Here is a 21,047-nt window from a genome sequence, read left to right as displayed (position 1 = left end):
GCCGCGACCCGCGCCCCTCATAGGGTTGACCCATGATGGTCCCCGTCGCGCTGTTGCTGCTCGGCGCGCTGACCGCCGTTCTCGCCCCCAGACTGCTCGCGCGGGCGGAGTGGGTCGAGCGCGAACCGGTGGTCGCGCTGTGGGTGTGGCAGTGCGTGGTGGCCGCCGTCCTGCTGTGCTGCGCCCTGTCGATGACGTTCAGCGCTGCCGCCGCCTGGCAGGCCGTCCGCGGTCATCTGTTCGCGCCCGCCCCCCACGGCGTGGTCGAGGCGTACGCGCTCGGCCCCACCCCGTGGGCGTCGGTGACGGCCGTGGTGCTTGCCTGCGGCGGTGTGTGGACCGCCGCGATGCTCACCCGCGAGATCGCCCGCGCGAAGGCCCGGCGAGCCCGGCGCCGCGCCGAACTCGTCGTGCGGGCCCCGCTGTTGCCCGGCGAGGAGCCGGGCGCCGACCGGCTCGTGGTCCTGGAGGGCGAGCGGCCCGACGCCTGGTGGCTGCCCGGCGCGGCGCCCCAACTGGTCATCACCACCGCCGCGTTGCGCCGCCTGAAGGGCCGTCAGCTCGATGCGGTGCTCGCTCACGAGCAGGGCCACGCGCAGGCCAGGCACGACTGGCTGCTGCACTGCTCGGGCGCGCTCGCGGCGGGCTTCCCGCAGGTGCCGGTGTTCGCCGCGTTCCGCGACGAGATGCACCGCCTCGTCGAACTGGCCGCCGACGACGTGGCCTCGCGCCGCTTCGGGCGCCTCACCATCGCCCTGGCACTCGTGGAGCTGAACGAGCACCGGGGGGTGTTCGGACCCGGCCAGAGCACCCATCACGCCCATGTGCCGCAGCGCGTGCACCGGCTGCTCGCGGCCCGCCCGCGGCTCACCGCCGGCCGGCGCCTCCGGCTGACGGCCGCCGCCGCGCTGGTGCCGGTCGTACCCCTCCTCGTGGCCTTCGTCCCGGCGTTGCGCGTGCTCGGTTAGGTTTCACCGCCCTGGATCGGCAAGGATCACGGCATGCGTTCCGCACCGCTGCCGACGACCACACGCACCCGGGCCGCCTCCCGGGCCGCCCTGTTCCTCGCCGTACCGACCGTGCTGCTGCTCGTCCTGGTGGCCGCCGAGTGGGGGCCGCTGCTCGGCCTGGACGGCGACATCGCCCGGACCACGCACCGCTGGGCGGTGGCGCACGACGGAGCCACCAGGACGGCCCGCATCCTCACGGACTGGGTGTGGGACCCCTGGACGATGCGCGCCCTGTGCACCGCCGTCGTGCTCTGGCTGGTGGCACGGCACCGGGCATGGCTGCTCGCGGGCTGGCTGGCGGCCACCTGCCTGATGGGCACGCTGGTGCAGCAGGGGATGAAGGCGGCCGTCGGGCGGGACCGGCCGAAGTGGCCGGACCCGGTGGACTCCGCGCACTTCGCGGCGTTCCCCTCGGGGCACGCGATGACGGCGACCGTGGTGTGCGGGCTGCTGCTGTGGCTGATGCGGCTGCACGGGGTGGGGGCTCTGCTGTGGCGCGGGAGTCTCGCGGTGGCGGTGCTTTCCGTGGTCGGTGTGGGGCTCACCCGGGTGTGGCTCGGGGTGCACTGGATGTCGGACGTCGTCGAGGGGTGGCTGCTCGGGGCACTCGCGGTGGCCCTCGCCGTGGCGGCGTACGAGCGCCAGGTGCCCGAGGAGCGCCGTCCGGGGCGCCGCGGGACCGATCGACCCGCGGCGGACTGATCCCCGTCGGGCCGATCCCCGCCGCGCGCCCGCCGCGCCCGCCGCGCCCGCCTCTCTGATCCCCCGCCGCATTGATCCCCGTCGGGTCGCCCCTTGTCGGGGTCAGCCCTCGTCGAGGTCAGCCCGCGTCGGGTCGGCCCGCGTCGGGTTGACCCGCGTCGGGCCGGTCCCGGAGGATCGCCGTCATGGCGTTCAAGGGCGTGCTCTTCGACTTCTCGGGAACGTTGTTCCGCATCGAGTCCACGGCGTCCTGGTTGCGCGGCACGCTCGCCGGGAGCGGCCTGGCGCTGCCGGAGGACGAGGTGGCGCGGCTCGCGGTGGCACTCGACCGTGCGGGGGCGCTCCCCGGCGGGTCGCCGACGGTCGACGTACCGGACCATCTTCTGGAGCTGTGGGGGCGCCGGGACGAGAGCGCGGAGTTGCACCGGGCGGCCTACACGGGCCTCACCCGGACGGTGCCACTGCCGTGTCCCGCCCTGGCCGATGCCCTGTACGAGCGCCACCGGACGCCGGAGGCCTGGCGTCCCTACGCCGACGCGGCGGAGGTCCTGCACGGGCTGCGGGCGCTCGGGGTGCGCGTGGGCGTCGTCAGCAACATCGGCTGGGATCTGCGGCCGGTCTTCGACGCCCACGGCCTGGCGCCGTACGTCGACGCGTACGTCCTGTCGTACGAGCACGCCCTGCAGAAGCCGGACGCGCGGCTCTTCGCGCTCGCCTGCGACGGCATCGGGGTCGCGCCGCAGGACACGCTGATGGTGGGGGACGACCGGCGCGCGGACGGCGGGGCGGCAGCCCTCGGCTGCGCGGTGCACTTCGTGGACCACCTACCGGTGGACCGGCGGCCGGACGCACTGCGGACCGTGCTCGGGCTCGCCGGAGGGACCGGCGCGGCCTGAGGACTCCACCGCGGGCACGAGGCAGCCCGACAGCCCATCGCAGCCACAGGACAGCCCGGGAGCGCACCGCACAGCCACGGAGCGGCCCGACAGCAGCCCGACAACCCGCCACAGTCATGGGGCGACCCGACAAGCCACCGCAGCCACGAGGCGATCCGGCAGCGCACGCAGCCACCGGACAGCCCGGCAACCCACCGCAGCCGCGAGAGGCGGCTGGATGGAAGGCCGGCCGCGCGGCACGAGCGCGCCCCGAAGCGCTGCCGCATCCGCGGCGGCACCCTCCTGCGGCACGCGACCGTCGGTGTACGCCGCCTACGACTGGTAGTTCTCGACCTGTGCCGCCGGCCGTGCCCGCACGGTGTCGGGGTCGCCGCCGGACTCGGCCACGGCCCGCCGCCTGCGCAGCAGGTCCCAGCACTGGTCGAGTTCGCGTTCCAGGACGCCGAGGCGGGACCGCTCCGTCGCCTCGTCGATCGCTCCGGACGCGAGCGACTCCCGCAGGGTCCTCTCGGCGTCGACCATCTCCGTGATCCGCGCCAGAATCTGCTGTTGATCCATGTCCAAGCGCCTCCTCGGCCCCCGCAGCAACTCTAAGGAGGCCGAGCCGGATCCGCGAGGAGAGCCCTGAGGCCCACGTCCACGCCGACCCGAGGGCAGGCAACACTCCCCCGCGGTGTTGCCTGCCCCGAGGCGGCACCGGCCCATGACGGCGGGGCCGGGTCTCCCTGAGTATATTGGCTGTGAGCCAGTCAACGCAGGAGTTACAGGATGTCCCCGCGTAGCCCATCGGTCAATGAAGAGTTGCGCCGACGTTCCAGAGAGCGGCTCCTCCAGGCGACGGTCGAGCTGGTCGGCGAGCGGGGTTACGAGACCACGACCCTGGCGGACATCGCGGACCGGGCGGGCTCCGCCCGTGGCCTGGTGTCGTACTACTTCCCGGGAAAGCGGCAGCTCCTCCAGTCGGCCGTGCACCGCCTGATGCATCTGACGCTCCAGGAGGCCCTGGAGCGCGAGCCCCGCACGGAGGACGGGGACGAACTGCTCGCCCGCGCCATCGACGCGATCCTCGGCCTCGCCCGCGACCGGCCGATGCTGATGCGCACACACATGGCGGGCATCCTCCAGGCCGAGGGTTTCGTGCAGTGCCCGGAGCAGCAGCGGCTCGCGTTCCTGCTGCGCGAGTCGGTGTCCCGGCACGGCTCCCCGGAGTCGGAGACGGACTACCGCATGCTGCGGGCGCTGCTCATGGGCGCGGTCTTCGCCCTGCTCATCCCTGGCGCGCCGATGCCCTTCGACGTCCTGCGCGCCGAGCTGTTCCAGCGCTACGAACTGGAGTGGAGACGCGGTGTCCCGCCGAGCGCGGAGCCGCCCGAGGGCCCGGCCTAGGCGTGGGGTGCGGATGAACCGCGTGCGGACGATCCAGGAACGGCGGCCGGGAACACCGTCGGACGACGCCGAGGTGCCGGAGCTCGTCTGGTACGCCGCCTACGGCTCCAACACGCGCCTCGGGCGTCTCCTGCACTACCTGGAGGGCGGGCGGCCCGCCGGGGCGGCCCTGGACTGTCCCGGCTGCCGGGATCCGCGTCCGCCGCGCAGGTCCGTGCCCGTGGAGCTGCGCGGAGCGCTGTACTTCGCGACGGAGTCGGCGCTGTGGACCGGCGGCCGGGCCTTCTACGACCCGGGCGCGCGCGGCCGGGTGTACGCGCGCGCCCACCTCCTGACGGCGGAGCAGTTCCGCGACATCGCCGCCCAGGAGATGTACCGGCCCCCCGGCACCGGCCCCGATCTCGCGCCGGCGCTGCGGCACGGCCGGGCACGGCTCGGACCGGGCCGGTACGAGACGCTGGTGTGTCCCGGGGTCCTGGACGGCTTCCCGGTGCTCACCTTCACCGCGCCGTGGTCGTCGCGGGACGTCCCCCTGAACGCCCCGGCGGGCGGCTACCTCCGCCAGCTCGCCGAGGGCCTCCTGGAGGCCGCCGCCTGGGACGAGGACGCGGTGACCGCCTATCTCGCGGGGTGCCCGGGGGCGGCGGGCAGGTGGACCCCGCGGCAGGTGGCGGAGCTGCTGACGGGGTGAGCCGCCGGGGCGGCGGGGCCTCGCGGGCGTCAGCCGCCGCAGAGTTCGGCGAAGCGCCGGGCGTCGACGTTGCCGCCGGACAGGATGACGCCGATGCGCGGCGGGACGTCGTCGAGCCGCCCGGTGAGGGCCGCGGCCAGGGCGGTCGCGCCGCTCGGCTCGACCACGGTCCTCAGCCGTTCGAAGGCGAACCGCATCGCGTCGCGGACGTCGTCGTCCGAGACGAGGACGACGTCGTCGACGAGCCGCCGGTTGATGGAGAAGGTCAGCTCGCCCGGGGTCTCGGCGGCCTGGCCGTCGGCGATGGTGCGCGGGACGGGGATCGTGACGCGGTGCCCGGCCGCGAGCGACCGCTTGGTGTCGTCGCCCGCCTCCGGCTCGACGCCGACCACGCGGATGCCGGCGCTCAGCCCCTTCACCGCGGTGGCGCTGCCCGCGATCAGGCCGCCGCCGCCCACCGGCGAGAGCAGCAGGTCGAGATCCCCGACCTCCTCCAGGAGTTCGAGGGCGGCGGTGCCCTGGCCCGCGATGACGTGCGGGTGCTCGTACGGCGGGATGAGGGCGAGGCCGCGCTCTGCGGCCAGGGCCTCCCCGATGGCGACGCGGTCGCCGGTGTAGCGGTCGTAGGTGACGATCTCCGCGCCGTAGCCCTCGGCGGCCTCGCGCTTGGAGCGCGGGGTGTCCTCGGGCATCACGATGACGGCGCTGCTGCCGAGCTCGCGGGCGGCGAGGGCGACGGCCTGGGCGTGGTTGCCGGAGGAGAACGACGCGATGCCCTTGGCCAGTTGCTCCGGGGCGAGCCGGGAGACGGCGTTGTAGGCGCCGCGGAACTTGAAGGCACCGACGCGCTGGAGGTTCTCGCACTTGAGGAAGACCTCCGCGCCGACGCGGGCGTCCAGGGTGCGGGAGCGGAGCACGGGCGTGCGGTGGGCGACGCCCTTGAGCCGGGCCGCGGCGTCGCGGACGTCGTCGAGGGTGACCGGAGGCGTACTCGTCATGCGGGTGCTCCCTGGGAGGTGTCGGGCCCGGCCGCTTCGAAGTCCTGGGCGCGGGCTTTGGCGAGGTAGCTGTACGCGGACGCGCGGGAGATGCCGAGGCGGGCGGCGACCTGGGGGACCGCGCGCCGCACGGCGAAGACGCCGCGCTCGTCGAGCCCGCGGAACAGGGCGACGCGTTCGGCGCGCCCGAGCTCGCTCCACGGGCGGCTGTGTTCGAGCTGGTGGGCGTCGACGGCGGAGTTCACGACGGCGTCGACGACGTCGGCGGCGGCCCCGAAGGTGGTGGTCGGCAGCTCGGCGGGGACAACACTCACGCCCGCGAGTTCTCCGATCAGGGTGCCGACCTGCTGCACGGCCGTGATGTCGAGGTTGACACACACCGCGCCGAACACCGCGCCGGAGCTGTCGCGCAGGAGGATCGTGGACGACTTGACCAGCTTGCCGTCCTGGGTGCGGGTCAGATAGTTCAGCTCGTCGTCGGCCGTGTCGCCGCGCGCGAGCATCCCCATCCCGATCTCGCTCATCGCGCCGCCGACGCCGCGTCCGGTGACCGCTCCCGCGACGGCCACCACGGACTGCTCCGGGCGGCGGTAGTCGTGCACGACCACCTCGCACAGCGAACCGAAGGTGGCGGCGATGCCGTCGGCCACGGGAGCCACGGCGGCGAGGATCGCGTCGCGCTCGGCGTCCCGCTCGGCCCCCGCCCCGGCCCCGGCCCGGCTGTTCACGTCACCCATGTGTGCACCCCCGTACTCCCGCCCAGCCATCCTGGACACAAAGTACACGGCTTGGACAGAAAGTCCAGACCCGGTGTCCCGGCGCACGGCACAGGGCCCCTGGTTCTCCGGCCGCAGAGTTGGTCTGCGGCCGGAGAACCAGGGGCCCTGCTCGGCGAGAGGCGCTGGGTCAGCGCACGGCCGGGGTCAACGGCGCGGCCGGGGTCAGCGCACGGTCACGGCGAAGACCGGGGACAGCGTCACCCCGCTCTTCATGCGGAGCTCGTTCGTGCCCTTGAGGCCGAGCTTCGCGCGCAGCGAGTACGTGCCGGACTTGTTGACGGTGGTCGTCGCGGGCAGCGTCTTCCAGGCGCCGTGCTGCTTCTGCTGGAGGGACACCTTGCTGCCGGCCTTGATACCGGTGGCCTTGCCGGTGATGCGCAGCTCCTGCCAGGCGCGCACCGAGGTCGCCGACGGCTTGGCGGTCAGCGCGGCCTTCGCGGCGGTGGGGCTCGTCCGCTGCGTGCCGAGGCTCTTGCCGGTCCTGGCGTCCCAGATCGCGTACGGGGTGCCGCCACCCTGCGTCTTGGAGTAGAGGCGCTTGCCGTCGGCGCTGAGGTGCAGGTAGATGCCGTCCTCGACGGTCTGGCCGGGCTTGAGGGCCCTGCCCTTGTAGTACGGCTTGCCGTCCTTGACCGAGAGGGTGACACCGGCACCGATGTCGATCTTGACGGGCTTGGGGGCGGCGCTCTGCGCGGCGGCGGCGCGCTGCGGGGCCGGGGTGCTCGCGAGGGCGGCGGCGGCCGGGGCGAGGAGCGCGGCACCGGCGACGACGGAGACGGTGGCGGTACGCAAGGTGCTGCGGCGGTGAGTGGTGTGGCGCATGGTGGCGATTTTCCCCTTCACGGTACGGAACTCGCGGTATGCCCTCTGCCGTCCGGCGAGTGCTGTATCAACCTATTGGCCCGGCATTGCGGATTTCCCGAGATCACGTAACGGTGCCCCATAGATCACTTCACTGACACAACACGACGCGGCCGGGCCGGCGGCGGGCCGCCGACCGCCCGTCGATTGACATCCGGAAACATGGGATGTTCCCATGTCTGTTGCCGCTCCGGCGAGCCGCTCCAGAGAAAGGCAGCATCCCGATGCCGCTGCGCAGCACCGCACGGACCAACCTCGTCGACCTCGTCATCGCGCAGATGGAGAGCCTGATCTCCGACGGCGAGTGGGAGGTCGGCACGAAGATCCCCGCGGAGCCGCTGCTCGTGGAGCAGCTCGCCGTGGGCCGCAACACCGTGCGCGAGGCGGTCCGCGCCCTGGTGCACACCGGCATGCTGGAGCCGCGTCAGGGCGACGGCACCTATGTGCGGGCCGACAGCGACTTCGGTGCGGCCGTGCAGCGGCGGCTGCGCAGGGCGAACGTCCTCGACGCGTACGAGGTGCGCGCGTCCCTGGAGCGCGACGCGGCCCGGCACGCCGCCGAGCGCCGCACGCCGGAGGACCTGGCCGCCCTGCGCACCGCCCTCGCCGAGCGCCGCACGGCCTGGGAGAGCGGTGGCACCGACGCCTTCATCGACGCCGACATGGCCTTCCACCGCACCGTCGCGGCGGCGGCCCACAACCCCGTGCTCGCCGAGCTGTACGGGCATCTGAGCGACGGCATGCGCGCCACCCTGCAGTCCGTGATCGGCGCGCCCGTACCCGACTCCGTGCGGCACCAGATCGACGCGCACGACGCGATCGTGGACGCCATCGAGGCGCGGGACGCCGCGGCCGCCGAGGCCGCGGTGCTCGCCCATCTCGCCGAGGGCATGGCCGCGCTGCGCGAGCAGCCCCCGGCCGGCTGAGGCTCCCCCGGCCCCGCCGTCGCGCCCGGCCCCGCACCACCCCCGCGACACCCAGGAGAACGACATGCGCAGCCAAGGGCCCGCCACCACGCCCACCGCGGCGGAGGCGGACACCGGCCCCACGGGAACCGGCCCCACGGGAACCGGCCCCACGGAGACCGGTCCCACGGGCGCCAGCCACCCGGGCACCAGCCACCCTGGCACCGGCCACCCGGCGGGATCCCCGCCGGGCGCCACCGGCCGGGCCGCCCTGTGGCTCGGCGCGGGCGTCGTCCTGCTCGCGCTCAATCTGCGGCCCGCCCTGGTCGCGGTCTCCCCGCTCGCGGACACCATCCGCGACGAGAGCGGCATGTCGGCCACGGCCACCAGCCTCCTGACCGCGCTGCCGCTGCTCTGCTTCGGGCTGCTCGCGCCCGTCGCACCGCGCCTCGGGCGGCGCTTCGGCACCGAGCGGGCGCTGCTCGCCACCATGGTCCTGATCGGCGCGGGCACGGCGCTGCGCACCCTGGACCCGGTCGTCGCCCTGTTCGCGGGCACCGTCGTCATCGGCGCGGGCATAGCGGTCGCCAATGTGCTCCTTCCGGGCCTGATCAAGCGGGACTTCCCCGCGCGGGCCGGGCTGATGACGGGCCTCTACTCCATGTCGCTGTTCGGCGGGGCCGCGCTCGCGGCGGGGGTCACGCTGCCGGTGCAGCAGGCGTCCGGCATGAACTGGCGCACGACGCTGGCCTGTTGGGGCGCGCTGGCCCTGGTGGCCCTGGTGGTGTGGCTGCCGCAGCTGCGCACGGGCACACGGGTCGCCGCGGCCGTGGCCCGGCAGGCGGCACACCCGGTCCGCGGCCTGTGGCGCTCGCCGCTCGCCTGGCAGGTGACCGCGTACATGGGATTGCAGTCGCTCAACTACTACGCGGCGGCGGCCTGGTTGCCGACGCTGCTCCAGGACGCAGGCATGAGCGCGGGCGACGCCGGCTGGATGCTGTCCTTCTCGTCGCTGCTCGGCATCGCGGGGTCGTTCGTGGCGCCGGTGATCGTCGGCAGGCGGCTGGGGTCGGGCACCCTCGCGGCCCTCGGCGCGCTGCTCTGCGCGGTCGCGTACGCCGGGCTCCTGACCGCCCCGGTCGGCGGCGCCTACGTCTGGATGAGCCTGCTCGGGCTCGGCCAGGGGGCGGCCATCAGCCTCGCGCTGCTGTTCATCGTGCAGCGGGCGCCGGACGCGCGGCACGTCGCCCAGCTGTCCAGCATGGCCCAGTGCTTCGGCTACATCCTGGCCGCGACGGGCCCCGCCGTCCTGGGCGCCGTGCACGACGCCTCCCACAACTGGACGGTGCCGGTCGTGGTGCTGCTCGTCCTGCTCGTGCCGCAGATCGCGGTCGGCTTCGGGGCGGCCCGCGACCGGCATGTGGCGGGCGGGCCCGGGGCCGCCTGAGCCGTACGGGGCGCAGGGGCACCGGAGTGGGGCGACTCGGGTGCCCCTGCGACACCGCCGCTCCTACAGCACCGGTGCCCGCGGCCCGTCCGGTGCCTCCAGGCGTGCGTCCACCACGGACCGGGCGACCTCGGCGACCTCGTCCTGGGTGAGCTGACGGTAGCCCTCCTCCGTGACCAGGGACACCCGCGGGAAGAGGCGGCGCGTCAGGTCGGGGCCGCCGGTGGCCGAGTCGTCGTCCGCGGCGTCGTACAGCGCCTGGACGGCCGCGAGCACGACGTCCCGCTCCGACATGCCCTGGTGGTAGAGCTTCTTCAGGGAGCCGCGGGCGTAGACCGAGCCGGAGCCGGTGGCGGCGACGGAGTGCTCCTCGCTGCGGCCGCCGGTGACGTCGTACGAGAAGATCCGGCCCACGCCCTTGCCGAGGTCGTACCCGGCGAACAGCGGGACGACGGCGAGGCCCTGCATCGCCATGGCGAGATTGCCGCGGACCATGGTGGTCAGGCGGTTCGCCTTGCCGACCAGGGACAGGGGGGTGCCCTCGATCTTCTCGTGGTGCTCCAGCTCCAGTTGGAAGAGCTTGACCAGCTCCACGGCGAGTCCCGCGGTCCCCGCGATGGCGATCGCGGAGTGCTCGTCGGCGGGGAAGACCTTGTCGTACTCGCGGTGCGCGATGACGTTGCCCATCGTGACCCGGCGGTCGCCCGCCACCAGGACGCCGTCCGCGTACGTCGCCGCGACGATGGTGGTGCCGTGCGGCGCCTCGAAGCCCTCGTGCGCCGCCGGCAGGGAGCGCCGGGCGGGCAGCAGGTCCGGCGCCTGCGCGGCGAGGAAGTCGAGGAAGGACGAGGACTCCGGTGCCGTGAACGCGGGCGGGAGACCGCCCGTCCACCGCGGTTCGCTGTTCATGCGCGCCCCTCCCGAGCATGCCGACCGATCTTGAGGCGCACCCTACCCGCACCCTCAAGTGCTGAACCTCCTGCGGGAGTTGCACGCCACGGTGGTGAATCCGTGGTCAATTCCCGTACAACCCTTCCGCACCAGTCGCGGTCGAACTGGGCACCGGATGAGGAACGGGCCCTTTCCGGACTCACCCCCGTGCTGCCCGGCCCCTTTCCTGCCGAGGAGTCACTTGTGCGCAAGAACCGTTCGGCCGCCCTCGCCGCGGCCTCCTTCCTTCTGCTTGCGGGAGCGGGCATCGCCGCCGCCCCCGCCGCCGTCGCCGGCACCCCCGGGGGTACGCACGCCGACGACCGCAACAGCGACTTCAACGGCGACGGTTACGAGGACGTCCTGGTCGGCGCGCCCGGCGCGACGGTGAGCGGCAAGAAGGGCGCCGGCCTCGTCACCGTGCAGTACGGCTCCACCAGGGGCATCGGCACCAGCAACGTGGCCAGATTCAGCCAGTCCACGGCCGGGGTCTCGGGTGCCGCCGAGACCGGTGACGGGTTCGGGACGGCCGTCGCCACCGGCGACCTGGACGCCGACGGCTACGACGACGCGATCGTCGGCATCCCCGGCGAGGACCTCGGCGACAAGGCGGACGCCGGTGGCGTCGCGCTCCTCTGGGGCTCCGAGCAGGGCCTCAAGGGCGCCGCGAGCGACTGGCTCCAGACCCAGGAACCCGCCGCGGGCGAGAAGTTCGGCTCCGCGTTGACCGCCGCGCGCCTCACCAGTGAGACGCCGGGCGACGTGCTCGCCGTCCTCGACCCGGGCGGCCTCGAACTCTTCGTGTACGACGCGGTCCCGCAGGCGCGCGCCGCGGCCCCGCTCAAGCGGCTGGCCGTCAAGGGCCAGTCCGCGCGGGCCGAACAGCGGAACATCCGGCCCACGTCCCTGACGACCGGCGACTACGACGACGACGGCTTCGCCGACCTGGTGGTCTCCGGTGTGACCGTGGGCAGCGAGGAACCAGGGCACGGCTGGTCGTCGTACTTCAAGGGCGGTGAGGCCCTCACCTGGGTACGCGACCTGCGCGGCGGTCCCGCCGCCGCGTCGGGCGACATCAACGGCGACGGCTACGACGACCTGGTCACGGGCGAGCCGCACTCCCCCGACGACGGCGGCGAGACGCTCACCGGCGGCCTGGTCGGCGTCCGTCACGGCTCCGCCGACGGCATCGCGCAGGACGTGAAGTGGTGGACCCAGGACTCCGCCGGCGTGCCCGGCACCGCCGAGCGCGGGGACGGCTGGGGCGCCGACCTCTCGGTGGCCGACACGGACAAGGACGGCTACGCGGACGTGGCGATCGGGGCTCCCGGCGAGGACGTCGGCACGGTCGCCGACGCGGGCGCGGTGTGGGTGCTGCGGGGTTCGGCCGCCGGTGCGACCGCGACCGGCGCCAGGTCGTGGGACCAGAACTCAGCCGACATCCCCGGTGCCGCGGAGAAGGGCGACAAGTGGGGTGCCCAGGTCCGTCTGACCGACCCCAACCGCGACGGCCGCTTCGGGCTGCTCGCCGCGGCGCCCGGTGAGAACAGCGGCGACGGCGTGGTGTGGGTGCTCTCGGCCGGGTCAGGCGGGGTCACCGCCGCGGGGTCCTGGACGTACGGGGCCGGTTCGCTGGGCGCGCCCGCGCGCGGCGCGGCGTTCGGGGCGGCCGTCGACGAGTGACGGGCCGTGGGCCTTGGGCAGTGCGGCCCGGCCTGCGCAGGTGAGGGGGGCCGACAGCGCTCCACGCCGTCGGCCCCCCTTACCTGCTGTGCCACCGCCGCGACCGCCGCCGCACCGGAGCCCGGGGCCGTCGTCTTCTCCGGCGACTTCGACGGCGCCGCAGGAGCGGCAAGGAGAATCCCGGGCTCCTGCCGAAGTCGCGGCCGCCGTGGCCGATGGTCGCTCCCCGCCGCTCGCGGGCGCTACCTCGGTCCGGTGGCCGTACTCCGCCGGAGACTTGGCGAGCCGCCCCCCAGCGGTGCACGATGCCCGCATGAAGAGCGACCTTTTCTCCACGCAGCACGTGGCGCAGCCCGCGACGGCCCCCGGCATGAGCCTGCACAACTCCAAGTCCATCCGGTACGCCGTCAACGGCGAGATGCTGGCACGGCAGGGCGCGATGGTCGCCTACCGAGGGAACCTCCAGTTCGAGCGCAAGGGCCAGGGCGTCGGCGGGATGCTCAAGCGCGCCGTGACCGGGGAGGGCCTTCCGCTGATGGCGGTGCGCGGCCAGGGCGAGGCGTGGTTCGCGCACGAGGCGCAGAGCTGCTTCGTCGTCGACATCGAGCCGGGCGACTCCCTCACCGTCAACGGCCGCAACATCCTGTGCTTCGACGCCACCCTGTCGTACGAGATCAAGACGGTGAAGGGGTCGGGCATCACCGGCGGCGGGCTCTTCAACAGCGTGTTCACGGGCAGCGGCAGGCTCGGGCTCATCTGCGAGGGGGAGCCGCTCGTGATCCCCGTGTCGCCGCAGGCCCCGGTGTTCGTGGACACCGACGCCATCGTCGGCTGGACGACCAGCCTGCAGACCTCGCTGCACCGCTCGCAGTCCATCGGTTCGATGATCCGCGGCGGTTCCGGGGAAGCGGTGCAGCTGAAGCTGGAGGGCGAGGGCGTGGTGGTGGTCCGGCCTAGCGAGGCCACGCCGCACAAGCCCCAGTAGCGCCGACCGATACCCGCCACCGCTTGCCCTCGACCGCCCCGCGCCCGTCGGCCGTTCAGCAGCCGGCGGGCGCCGTCGTGTGCGCGGACGACACCGCGCCCGCGGACGACGCCGTCAGCCGGGTCCGCAGCATCGGCAGGGCGCACAGCGTGAGCAGCAGGGCGGTGGCGCCCGCCACCAGGGCCACGGAGACTCCCGCGGTGGCACCGAACCGGTCGTAGACGACGCCGGAGACGGCCGCCCCGATCGCGACGCCGCTCTGCAGCCCGGCGATCATCCACGTCATCGCCTCGGTGAGCTGGTAATCGGGCGTGACACGCTCCACGATGCCCATGATCACCACCATGGTGGGGGCGAAGAAGACACCGGCGAGGAACACCGCCGCGACCATCCCGGCGACGCCGTCGACGAACAGGAACGGCAGCGTGGTCAGGGCGGTGCCGCCGACACCGGCGAGCAGGAGCCGGGGCAGCGGCACGTCCGGCTGCCGGGCCCCGAAGAGCAGCCCGGCCAGGCCGGAGCCGATCGCGTAGACCGCGAAGACCAGCCCCGCCAGGGACTTGTCGCCCTGCTCCGCGGCGAAGGCCAGACCCATGGTGTCGACCATGCCGGGGACGGCACCGCCGCAGAGCAGCACGAGCGCGAGCAGCAGGACCGGCGCCGAACGGATCGCGGAGGCACCGCCCGCGCCGTCGGACCGCGGCTTCACGGGCGGCTCGGTGCGCTTCTGCGGTACGAACAGGGCGACGCCCACGAGCAGCAGCAGACCCGCGAACAGGGGTGCGGCCTGGGGGAACAGGGCCGTGGAGAGCACCACGGCGAGCGCCGGGCCGATGACGTAGGTCAGCTCGTCGACCACCGACTCCATGGAGTACGCGGTGGTGAGCCGCGGTGTGCCGCGGTAGATCTCCGTCCAGCGGGCGCGGACCATCGCGCTCATGCTCGGCATGAGTCCGGACACCAGCGCGCAGAGGAACAGGGTCCAGTCCGGCGCGCCGGTGGTGGCGCAGATCAGCAGGGCGGCGAGCCCGAGCAGGCTGACGCCGGTGGCGAGCGGCAGGACGCGGCTCTGGCCGCGCCGGTCCACGGCCTTGGACACCTGCGGGCCGAGGAAGGCCATGGAGAAGGTGAAGGCCCCGGCGACCAGGCCCGCGAGGGCGTACTCACCGGTCGTCTCGGACAGCATCGTCAGGATGCCCATATGCGTCAGGGGCAGTGGAAGCCGGGCCAGGAGGCCCGCGGAACTGAACGCCTTGGCGCCGGGAGCGGCGAATATCTCGCGGTACGCGTTGGTCATCGGTCGTCCTGTCGCTGGAAGCGGCTTCTGCCCGGAGCGGTGCGCACAACTACCGGGACTATCGTTCCATTTTCTATCACGCCCGGTTCCGGGTCCGGGCGGGTGCGGGCGGGCGACCCGGTAACGTCGGCGGGAACGGACCACGGCCACGACCGACGAGCACCGGGCAGCGGAGGGAGAGGCACCCTGAACGAGGCGAGCAGCGACACGAGGACCAGTCCCGCCGTCACCGACGGCCGACGGGCCAAGGGGGAACGGCGGCGCCGGGCGCTGATCGAGGCGACGGTGCGCGTCATCGCCCGGGACGGCGCCGCGGGCGTCACGCATCGCACGGTGGCCCGCGAGGCGGAGTTGCCGACGACCGCGACGACGTACTACTTCAGCAGCATCGACGCTCTCCTGACGGCGGCGCTGACCCAGTGCATGGAGGAGGACTCCGCGCGCATCGAGGCGCTGGCCGCCGGGCCGGGCGACAGCGCGGGGAAGCGGCGGTCCCTCGCGCTCCTGATGGCGCGGATCCTGACGCCGCCCGGTCATCTGCTCGCGGAGTTCGAGCTGTGCCTGCAAGCGGCGCGCCGTCCGGAGCAGCGCGCCGCGACCCGCCGCTGGCAGGAGGCGCTCGCCGCCTTCGCCCGCGAGTTCACCGACAACCCGCTGCGCGTCAAGCTCTTCACCCAGGCGTACGACGGCCTGCTCCTGCAAGCCCTGCTCGCCGACGAGCCGCCGACCGCCGACGAGTTCGAGGAGCTGTTGCGGGAACTGCTGCCGGACCCCGGCGGGCGGCGACCGGCCTGACCGGCCCGGCAGCGGCGAAGGGGCGCCCGCTCCGCCCCGTCGCCCTCAACGCGTCGCGCGAGCACCCCCGTTGACGTGCAGCACCTGGCCGGTGAGGTGGCGGGCCGCCGGTGAGGCGAGGAAGGCGACGGCGCCCGCGATGTCGGCGGGGGTGCCGGCGCGGCCGGTCGCCGTGGCCGCCACCAGTTGCTCGCGCCGTTCACCGGAGAGCTTGTCCCGGAAGAACTCGGTGTCGGCGATGTAGCCGGGCGCGACGACGTTGGCGGTGATGCCGCGGCTGCCGAGCCGGCCCGCGAGGTCGATGTTCCAGTTGGCGAGGCCCGCCTTCGCGGCGCCGTAGGAACCAGCCGCCTGTTCCGCGGCGATCGAGCCGATGTGGACGACGGCGCCGCCGGGGGCGAGCCGGTCCTCCAGGGCCCTGGTGGTGAGCGCCGCACTGACGAGGTTGGCGTCGAGGTTGGCGCGGAAGTCGCGGGCGTAGGCGGCCAGGTCCTGCTCGCCGTCGGTGTCGAAGTCCGTGTTGCCGCCCGCGTTGTTGACCAGGACGTCGATCCGGTCGGGCAGCCGGTCGAGGAGGCGGGTGAGCGCGGCGGAGTCGGTGTGGTCGCAGACCGCGGTGGAGACTCCGGCCTCCGCGGCCAGCTCCGCCAGCGGCTCCGGGCGGCGTCCGGTGACGACGACGCCGTCGCCCTCCGCCGCGAAGTGCCGTGCGATCGCACGGCCGATGCCCGTGCCGCCACCGGTGACCAGGATCGTGCGTGCCATATGCTGAGCTCCGAATCACTGTTGTTTAGGCCTATATTTAGACCTCAACGTAACACTTGGGAGGCATGCGATGGCAAGGGGCGAGGACGCGCGCACGGAGGAGGCCGACGCGCACTCCGCCGACACGCACGCGTCGGAGGCCGAGGCGCACTCCGCGCAGGGGATCGCCGCCGCCTGGGAGCGCGAGCGGCCCGGGACGCCGGTCTCCTCGATCGGGATCATGACCCCGGTGTGGCAGCTCGCCAAGCTGTTCGGCGACGACAGGCGGCGCGTCCTCGCCCGCGCGGGCGTGGACGCCGCCACCCTCGACCTGCTCAGCGTGTTGCGCCGCAGCGGCCCCCCGTACGCGCTCAGCACCCGCGAGATCGGCCGCCGTTCCCTGGTCACGGCGGGCGCCGTCTCGCAGCGCGTGGCACGGGCCGAGCAGGAGGGCCTGGTGACCCGCGCGCGGGGCGGAGGCCGTCCGCGCACGGTCCTGGTGAGCCTGACGCCCGCCGGGCACGACCTGGTCGAGGCGACCGTCGACCAGGTCCTGCACCGCGACGCCGAGTTGCTCACAGGGCTGACCCCGGAGCAGCAGGCCACCCTCACCGAACTGCTCCAGACCCTGCTCACGGACGTGCAGGACCGCCTCGGCGACGACTGGATCGGGCACGTCGGGCAGGGCTGAGGCGCGCGATCGGGTGCGCGCGGCTCACAGCGCCTCGCGCAGCAACTGCACCGGATGCCAGGCGTCGCGTTCCGTGCCGTGGAAGATCTGCTGGCGGCAGGACGAGCCGGTGGCGACGACGACGGTGTCCTCGGCGGCGGCTCGCACCGCGGGGAACAGGCGGTCCTCCCCCACCGTCATCGACACGTCGTAGTGCTCGGACTCGAAGCCGAAGGAGCCCGCCATGCCGCAGCAGCCCGCGTCGAGTTCGGTCACCTCGACGCCGGGGATGCGCCGCAGCAGCGCCACCGTCGCCGCGGTGCCGACCTCTGCCTTCTGGTGGCAGTGGCCGTGGAAGAGCAGGGTGCGGCCGTTCAGCCAGGAGTCGGTGCGCAGGGTGAGCCCGCCGTCGTCGATGGCCTCGGTGAGCAGTTCCTCCAGTTGGCGCACGCGCGCGGTGACGGCCTCGCGCGCCGAGTCGCGGGGCAGCAGCGCGCGGTGCTCGTCGCGCAGCGTCATCAGGCAGGACGGTTCGCAGCCGGTGACGGGCGCCTCGGCGGGGGTGCTCTCCGTGAGGCGGTGGACCAGTTGGAAGGCCTTGTTGCCCGCGTCGTCGAGCAGGCCCTTGGAGATCGAGGAGCGTCCGCAGCAGCCGCCGCTCTCCAGCCGCACGTCCCAGCCCGCCCGTTCGAGGAGTTCGACGGCGGCCCGGCCGATCTCCGGTTCCGTGTACGTGGTGAAGGAGTCGGCCAGGAGGACCACCGGGCCCCGGGGGGCTGCGGGCCTCGTACCGGGACGGCGGGCGAACCAGCGCACCAGGTTGCGGCGGGTGTAGCGCGGCAGCGGGCGGTGCGGCGTGATGCCAAGGGTGCGGTGCAGGAGGCGGCGCAGGAGCGGGACGCGGCCGGGCAGGTTGGACAGCGGGGCCGTCGCCGAGCCGAGGCGGTTGAGGGTGCGGACGGCGCCGAAGACCCGGGAACGCAGCGGGATGCCGTGCTCGTCGTGGTGGTGGGAGAGCGCCTCGGCCTTCAGGGACGCCATGTCGACGCCGAGCGGGCACTCGCTCTTGCACGCCTTGCACATCAGGCACAGGTCGAGGACCTCGTGCAGCCGCTCGTCGCCGAGCGCCCGGTGCGGGTCGGGCGCGGAGAGCGCCTTGACCAGGGCGCCCGCGCGGCCGCGCGTCGAGTCCTGTTCGTCGCGCGTGGCCATGTAGGAGGGGCACATCGCGCCGACGTCGCTCTTGCGGCACAGGCCGATGTTCATGCAGCGGTCGGCGGCGGCGCGCATGCCGCCGGTGACCTCGAAGTCGAGCCGGGTGCGCAGGGCGGGCGCGGGCGGCAGCGCCGGGTCGCGCAGATGGTCCGTCATCGCGGGCGCGTCGACGATCTTGCCGGGGTTCAGCCGGTTCTCCGGGTCGAAGAGCCCCTTCACGCGCCGCATGGCCTCGTACAACTCGTCCCCGAAGAGCTCCCGGTTGAACTCGCTGCGCGCCAGGCCGTCGCCGTGCTCGCTGGAGTTGACCCCGCCGTACTCGGTGACGAGGTCCTTGATCTCCTCGGCGACCGCGCGCATGGTGTCCCGCTGCGCAGGGTCCGTCACGTCGAGGAAGGGTCGGATGTGCAGACAGCCCACCGAGCAGTGGCCGTAGAAGCCCGCCGTGAGGCCGTGCCGGTCGAGGACCTTCCGCAGCCTGGCCGTGTACGCGGGCAGGTGCACCGGGTCGACGGCGGTGTCCTCGATGAACGCCAGCGGCCGCCGGGTGCCCTCGCTCGCCGCCATCAGGAGGCCGAGGCTGGACTTGCGGACCTTGAGCAGCGCGGCCTGGTCGGCCGGGGTGATCGCGGCGAGGGTGTGGTAGCCGTGGCCGTGGCGGCGCCACAGGGACGTCAGACGTTCGACGCTGCCGATGAGTTCGCGTTCGTCGTCGCCGGTGAAGGAGACGAAGAGCAGGGCGTCGGGGTCGCCCTCCAGGACGGTGGAGAGCGACGCGTACTCGATCTTCTGGCGGGACAGGTCGAGGATCGTGCGGTCCATCAGCTCGACGGCGGCCGGGTCGCAGGCGAGGGCGTCCTGGGTGGCCTCGATGGCCCCGGCGACCGAGGTGAAGTGGCCGACGGCGAACACCGTGTGCGCCGGCCTGGGGACGAGGTCCACCAGGGCGCGGGTGGTCAGGGCGAGCGTGCCCTCCGAGCCGACCACGAACTTGGCCAGGTCGAAGGGGGTGTCCTCGCGGGCGAGCCGGTCGAGCCGGTAGCCGCCCGCCCGGCGCCAGTGCCCCGGGAAACCGGCGGCTATGGCGTCCGCGTGCGCGGTTACGAGCGCGGGCAGTTCGCGGTGGATGCGGCCGTCGAGGGTCGCGGACTTCGCACGGTCCGCGTGCTCCTTCGCGGTGAGGGGTGCGAAGTGGGCGGTGGTCGCGTCGGCGAGGACCACGTCGAGGGCGCGGACGTGGTCGATGGTCATGCCGTACCGGAGGGAGCCGCTGCCCGCCGAGTTGTTGCCGATCATGCCGCCGATGGTGGCGCGGTTGCTGGTGGAGGTGTCGGGGCCGAACATCAGGCCGTGCGGGGCCGCCGCCCGGTTCAACTGGTCCTGGACGACGCCCGGTTCGACGAGCGCGGTGCGGCCGTCCGGTTCGAGGGCGACGATGCGCCGCAGGTGGCGGGAGAGGTCGAGGACGATGCCGGGGCCGGTGGTCTGGCCCGCGAGGCTGGTGCCCGCGCCGCGCGGCACCACGGAGACCCCGTGCTCGGCCGCGGCGGCCACGGCCGCCCGCACGTCGTCGGCGTGGCGCGGGAAGACGACGCCGAGCGGCGTGATGGCGTACATGCTGGCGTCGCGGGCGAAGAGGTGGCGGCTGTAGTCGTCGAAGCGCACTTCGCCGTCGAGGTCGGCGCGCAACCGCTGGGCGAGGTCGCCGCCGTCGCCGCCGTCGCCGCCGTCGCCCTTCCCGACTTCCGTGGACTCGGTGCTGAGGGTCATACGACACGCTCCCTTGGGCGTCAGTTCGTACGCAGGTGGTCGAGGGCCTCGGCCAGGCCCTCCGGGCCCACCGGGATCCCGGCGAGCTCCAGGCCCATCTGCACGCCCGCCAGGGTCCCGGCGAGCGTGAGGTCGTTGAGGTGCCCGAGGTGCCCGATGCGGAAGACCTTCCCGGCGAGGCGGCCGAGCCCGGTGCCCAGGGACATGTCGAACCGCTCCAGGACGATCTTCCGTACGGCGTCGGCGTCCTGGCCGTCCGGCAGCAGCACGGCGGTGAGCGATCCTGAGTGCTCGCGCTCGTCCGCGCACAGCACCTCCAGACCCCAGCCGCGTACGGCGGCACGGGTGGCGGCGGCGTGCCGGGCGTGCCGTCGCCAGACCTGTTCGAGGCCCTCCTCGGCGAGCATGCGCAGCGCCTCGTCGAGTCCGTACAGGAGGTTGGTGGCCGGGGTGTACGGGAAGAAGCCGGCCTCGTTGGCCTCGATGACCGGGGTCCAGTCCCAGAAGGACTTGGGCAGCCGGGAGGTGCGGGCCGCCGCGAGCGCCTTGTCGCTGACGGCGTTGAAGCCGAGGCCCGGCGGCAGCATGAGGCCCTTCTGGGACCCGGTGACGGTGACGTCGACGCCCCAGTCGTCGTGCCGGTACTCGATGGAGCCGAGCGAGGAGACCGTGTCGACCAGGAGCAGGGCCGGGTGCCCTGCGGCGTCGAGGGCCGCGCGGATCTCCGGGACGCGGCTGGTGACGCCGGTGGACGTCTCGTTGTGCACCACGCAGACGGCGTTGATCCGGTGGCCGGGGTCGGCGGCGAGCACGCCGGCTGCCGCCTCCGGGGAGGCGCCGTGGCGCCAGTCGCCGGGCACCCACTCCACCTCCAGGCCGAGGGAGCGGGCCATGTCCCGCCACAGCGTGGCGAAGTGCCCGGTCTCGAAGCACAGCACGCGGTCGCCCGGACTGAGCGTGTTCACCAGGGCCGCCTCCCAGGCGCCGGTGCCCGAGGACGGATAGACGACAACCGGGCCCGGCGTGGCGAACACCGGCTTCAGCGCGCCGAGCACGCGCCGGGCGAGGCCCGCGAACTCGGGTCCGCGGTGGTCCAGGGTCGGGGCGGACATGGCGCGGAGCACCCGGTCGGGAACGTTCGTCGGTCCGGGGATCTGGAGGAAGTGGCGTCCGGTCCTGACAGTCATCGCGCGGATCTCCTCTCCACGCTTGTGCCGTGACACGGCACAGCGTATCGTGATGCGGCACGGCGGAGCATAGGCTTCCCCACAGGAAGGGGTCAA

At 73.7% G+C, this 21,047-nt stretch carries 20 protein-coding genes; 11 read left to right on the top strand and 9 right to left on the bottom strand.

Translation table 11 applies throughout. The annotated features are described in order from the left end of the window. Nucleotides 1–32: 32 nt before the first annotated feature. From GPA10_RS23570 to GPA10_RS23560, 3 genes are all read left to right on the top strand, one after another. A complete protein-coding gene (locus GPA10_RS23570; RefSeq protein WP_157167239.1) occupies nucleotides 33–968 on the top strand; it encodes a M56 family metallopeptidase in 936 nt (311 codons plus the stop codon). Nucleotides 969–1,001: 33 nt separating this feature from the next. After that, nucleotides 1,002–1,712: a phosphatase PAP2 family protein gene (locus GPA10_RS23565; protein ID WP_058851099.1), complete on the top strand. Its 711-nt coding sequence runs from the start codon at nucleotides 1,002–1,004 to the stop codon at nucleotides 1,710–1,712. A gap of 185 nt (nucleotides 1,713–1,897) precedes the next feature. After that, the gene (locus GPA10_RS23560; RefSeq protein WP_157167238.1) at nucleotides 1,898–2,608 is read left to right on the top strand and encodes an HAD family hydrolase; all 711 of its coding nucleotides are present in this window, start codon (nucleotides 1,898–1,900) and stop codon (nucleotides 2,606–2,608) included. Between the two features lie 312 nt (nucleotides 2,609–2,920). On the opposite strand, the gene GPA10_RS23555 is transcribed toward GPA10_RS23560, so the two are convergent. After that, on the bottom strand, nucleotides 2,921–3,166 hold the full coding sequence (locus GPA10_RS23555; RefSeq protein WP_058851097.1) for a DUF2630 family protein: 246 nt from the start codon (nucleotides 3,164–3,166) through the stop codon (nucleotides 2,921–2,923). Between the two features lie 210 nt (nucleotides 3,167–3,376). Here GPA10_RS23555 and GPA10_RS23550 point away from each other — a divergent pair, with 210 nt between their 5' ends. Then, nucleotides 3,377–3,994, top strand: coding sequence for a TetR/AcrR family transcriptional regulator (locus GPA10_RS23550; RefSeq protein ID WP_157167237.1), 618 nt, complete (start codon nucleotides 3,377–3,379; stop codon nucleotides 3,992–3,994). Between the two features lie 13 nt (nucleotides 3,995–4,007). After that, nucleotides 4,008–4,685: a histone deacetylase gene (locus GPA10_RS23545; protein WP_157167236.1), complete on the top strand. Its 678-nt coding sequence runs from the start codon at nucleotides 4,008–4,010 to the stop codon at nucleotides 4,683–4,685. Between the two features lie 29 nt (nucleotides 4,686–4,714). Here GPA10_RS23545 and GPA10_RS23540 read toward each other — a convergent pair whose 3' ends face one another. From GPA10_RS23540 to GPA10_RS43770, 3 genes are all read right to left on the bottom strand, one after another. Then, nucleotides 4,715–5,683 (bottom strand): threo-3-hydroxy-L-aspartate ammonia-lyase, encoded by a 969-nt coding sequence (locus GPA10_RS23540; RefSeq protein WP_157167235.1) that lies wholly within the window; start codon nucleotides 5,681–5,683, stop codon nucleotides 4,715–4,717. After that, nucleotides 5,680–6,420: a helix-turn-helix transcriptional regulator gene (locus tag GPA10_RS23535; RefSeq protein WP_157167234.1), complete on the bottom strand. Its 741-nt coding sequence runs from the start codon at nucleotides 6,418–6,420 to the stop codon at nucleotides 5,680–5,682. The genes GPA10_RS23540 and GPA10_RS23535 overlap by 4 nt, the downstream gene beginning before the upstream one ends. A gap of 204 nt (nucleotides 6,421–6,624) precedes the next feature. Next, nucleotides 6,625–7,284, bottom strand: a complete 660-nt coding sequence (locus tag GPA10_RS43770) for a hypothetical protein (protein ID WP_157167233.1) — start codon at nucleotides 7,282–7,284, stop codon at nucleotides 6,625–6,627. A gap of 263 nt (nucleotides 7,285–7,547) precedes the next feature. Between GPA10_RS43770 and GPA10_RS23525 the strand changes: the two genes are divergently transcribed. Then, nucleotides 7,548–8,249 carry a FadR/GntR family transcriptional regulator gene (locus GPA10_RS23525; RefSeq protein ID WP_157167232.1) on the top strand — a complete coding sequence of 234 codons (702 nt, stop codon included), beginning with the start codon at nucleotides 7,548–7,550 and terminating at the stop codon, nucleotides 8,247–8,249. Between the two features lie 64 nt (nucleotides 8,250–8,313). Next, nucleotides 8,314–9,675, top strand: a complete 1,362-nt coding sequence (locus GPA10_RS23520; protein WP_281364822.1) for a CynX/NimT family MFS transporter — start codon at nucleotides 8,314–8,316, stop codon at nucleotides 9,673–9,675. A 63-nt stretch (nucleotides 9,676–9,738) separates the two neighbouring features. Here GPA10_RS23520 and prcB read toward each other — a convergent pair whose 3' ends face one another. Then, nucleotides 9,739–10,584: a proteasome subunit beta gene (prcB, locus tag GPA10_RS23515; protein ID WP_058851091.1), complete on the bottom strand. Its 846-nt coding sequence runs from the start codon at nucleotides 10,582–10,584 to the stop codon at nucleotides 9,739–9,741. Nucleotides 10,585–10,809: 225 nt separating this feature from the next. Here prcB and GPA10_RS43435 point away from each other — a divergent pair, with 225 nt between their 5' ends. Both GPA10_RS43435 and GPA10_RS23505 read left to right on the top strand, forming a co-directional pair. Beyond that, nucleotides 10,810–12,288 carry an esterase gene (locus GPA10_RS43435; RefSeq protein WP_343041256.1) on the top strand — a complete coding sequence of 493 codons (1,479 nt, stop codon included), beginning with the start codon at nucleotides 10,810–10,812 and terminating at the stop codon, nucleotides 12,286–12,288. A 313-nt stretch (nucleotides 12,289–12,601) separates the two neighbouring features. Then, nucleotides 12,602–13,273, top strand: coding sequence for an AIM24 family protein (locus tag GPA10_RS23505; RefSeq protein ID WP_058851089.1), 672 nt, complete (start codon nucleotides 12,602–12,604; stop codon nucleotides 13,271–13,273). Nucleotides 13,274–13,328: 55 nt separating this feature from the next. On the opposite strand, the gene GPA10_RS23500 is transcribed toward GPA10_RS23505, so the two are convergent. Next, nucleotides 13,329–14,570: an MFS transporter gene (locus GPA10_RS23500; RefSeq protein WP_157167231.1), complete on the bottom strand. Its 1,242-nt coding sequence runs from the start codon at nucleotides 14,568–14,570 to the stop codon at nucleotides 13,329–13,331. A gap of 186 nt (nucleotides 14,571–14,756) precedes the next feature. Here GPA10_RS23500 and GPA10_RS23495 point away from each other — a divergent pair, with 186 nt between their 5' ends. Further along, on the top strand, nucleotides 14,757–15,365 hold the full coding sequence (locus GPA10_RS23495; protein WP_157167369.1) for a TetR/AcrR family transcriptional regulator: 609 nt from the start codon (nucleotides 14,757–14,759) through the stop codon (nucleotides 15,363–15,365). Nucleotides 15,366–15,410: 45 nt separating this feature from the next. Here GPA10_RS23495 and GPA10_RS23490 read toward each other — a convergent pair whose 3' ends face one another. After that, the gene (locus GPA10_RS23490) at nucleotides 15,411–16,130 is read right to left on the bottom strand and encodes an SDR family NAD(P)-dependent oxidoreductase (RefSeq protein ID WP_157167230.1); all 720 of its coding nucleotides are present in this window, start codon (nucleotides 16,128–16,130) and stop codon (nucleotides 15,411–15,413) included. A gap of 70 nt (nucleotides 16,131–16,200) precedes the next feature. On the opposite strand from GPA10_RS23490, the gene GPA10_RS23485 reads away from it, so the two are divergent. Next, complete coding sequence (locus GPA10_RS23485) at nucleotides 16,201–16,800, top strand: MarR family winged helix-turn-helix transcriptional regulator (protein ID WP_157167229.1); 600 nt, start codon at nucleotides 16,201–16,203, stop codon at nucleotides 16,798–16,800. 24 nt (nucleotides 16,801–16,824) lie between these two features. Here GPA10_RS23485 and GPA10_RS23480 read toward each other — a convergent pair whose 3' ends face one another. Both GPA10_RS23480 and GPA10_RS23475 read right to left on the bottom strand, forming a co-directional pair. Further along, nucleotides 16,825–19,764 (bottom strand): FAD-binding and (Fe-S)-binding domain-containing protein, encoded by a 2,940-nt coding sequence (locus tag GPA10_RS23480; RefSeq protein ID WP_157167228.1) that lies wholly within the window; start codon nucleotides 19,762–19,764, stop codon nucleotides 16,825–16,827. 20 nt (nucleotides 19,765–19,784) lie between these two features. Then, nucleotides 19,785–20,951: a pyridoxal-phosphate-dependent aminotransferase family protein gene (locus tag GPA10_RS23475; protein ID WP_157167227.1), complete on the bottom strand. Its 1,167-nt coding sequence runs from the start codon at nucleotides 20,949–20,951 to the stop codon at nucleotides 19,785–19,787. Nucleotides 20,952–21,047: the final 96 nt, after the last annotated feature.

Origin of the sequence: Streptomyces typhae (assembly GCF_009755605.1) — a bacterium.
Classification (GTDB): domain Bacteria; phylum Actinomycetota; class Actinomycetes; order Streptomycetales; family Streptomycetaceae; genus Streptomyces; species Streptomyces typhae.
Note: the sequence above shows the minus strand (reverse complement) of the source record. Positions and strands in the feature narration are given on the sequence as shown.

Coding starts and splice junctions, on each gene's coding strand:
- GPA10_RS23500 (WP_157167231.1), bottom strand. CDS start 14,570: ATGACCAACGCGTACCGCGAGATATTCGCCGCTCCCGGCGCCAAGGCG.
- GPA10_RS23505 (WP_058851089.1), top strand. CDS start 12,602: ATGAAGAGCGACCTTTTCTCCACGCAGCACGTGGCGCAGCCCGCGACG.
- GPA10_RS23555 (WP_058851097.1), bottom strand. CDS start 3,166: ATGGATCAACAGCAGATTCTGGCGCGGATCACGGAGATGGTCGACGCC.
- GPA10_RS23550 (WP_157167237.1), top strand. CDS start 3,377: ATGTCCCCGCGTAGCCCATCGGTCAATGAAGAGTTGCGCCGACGTTCC.
- GPA10_RS43770 (WP_157167233.1), bottom strand. CDS start 7,284: ATGCGCCACACCACTCACCGCCGCAGCACCTTGCGTACCGCCACCGTC.
- GPA10_RS23540 (WP_157167235.1), bottom strand. CDS start 5,683: ATGACGAGTACGCCTCCGGTCACCCTCGACGACGTCCGCGACGCCGCG.
- prcB (WP_058851091.1), bottom strand. CDS start 10,584: ATGAACAGCGAACCGCGGTGGACGGGCGGTCTCCCGCCCGCGTTCACG.
- GPA10_RS23485 (WP_157167229.1), top strand. CDS start 16,201: ATGGCAAGGGGCGAGGACGCGCGCACGGAGGAGGCCGACGCGCACTCC.
- GPA10_RS23520 (WP_281364822.1), top strand. CDS start 8,314: ATGCGCAGCCAAGGGCCCGCCACCACGCCCACCGCGGCGGAGGCGGAC.
- GPA10_RS23570 (WP_157167239.1), top strand. CDS start 33: ATGATGGTCCCCGTCGCGCTGTTGCTGCTCGGCGCGCTGACCGCCGTT.
- GPA10_RS23565 (WP_058851099.1), top strand. CDS start 1,002: ATGCGTTCCGCACCGCTGCCGACGACCACACGCACCCGGGCCGCCTCC.
- GPA10_RS23560 (WP_157167238.1), top strand. CDS start 1,898: ATGGCGTTCAAGGGCGTGCTCTTCGACTTCTCGGGAACGTTGTTCCGC.
- GPA10_RS23535 (WP_157167234.1), bottom strand. CDS start 6,420: ATGGGTGACGTGAACAGCCGGGCCGGGGCCGGGGCGGGGGCCGAGCGG.
- GPA10_RS23480 (WP_157167228.1), bottom strand. CDS start 19,764: ATGACCCTCAGCACCGAGTCCACGGAAGTCGGGAAGGGCGACGGCGGC.
- GPA10_RS23545 (WP_157167236.1), top strand. CDS start 4,008: ATGAACCGCGTGCGGACGATCCAGGAACGGCGGCCGGGAACACCGTCG.
- GPA10_RS23490 (WP_157167230.1), bottom strand. CDS start 16,130: ATGGCACGCACGATCCTGGTCACCGGTGGCGGCACGGGCATCGGCCGT.
- GPA10_RS23475 (WP_157167227.1), bottom strand. CDS start 20,951: ATGACTGTCAGGACCGGACGCCACTTCCTCCAGATCCCCGGACCGACG.
- GPA10_RS23525 (WP_157167232.1), top strand. CDS start 7,548: ATGCCGCTGCGCAGCACCGCACGGACCAACCTCGTCGACCTCGTCATC.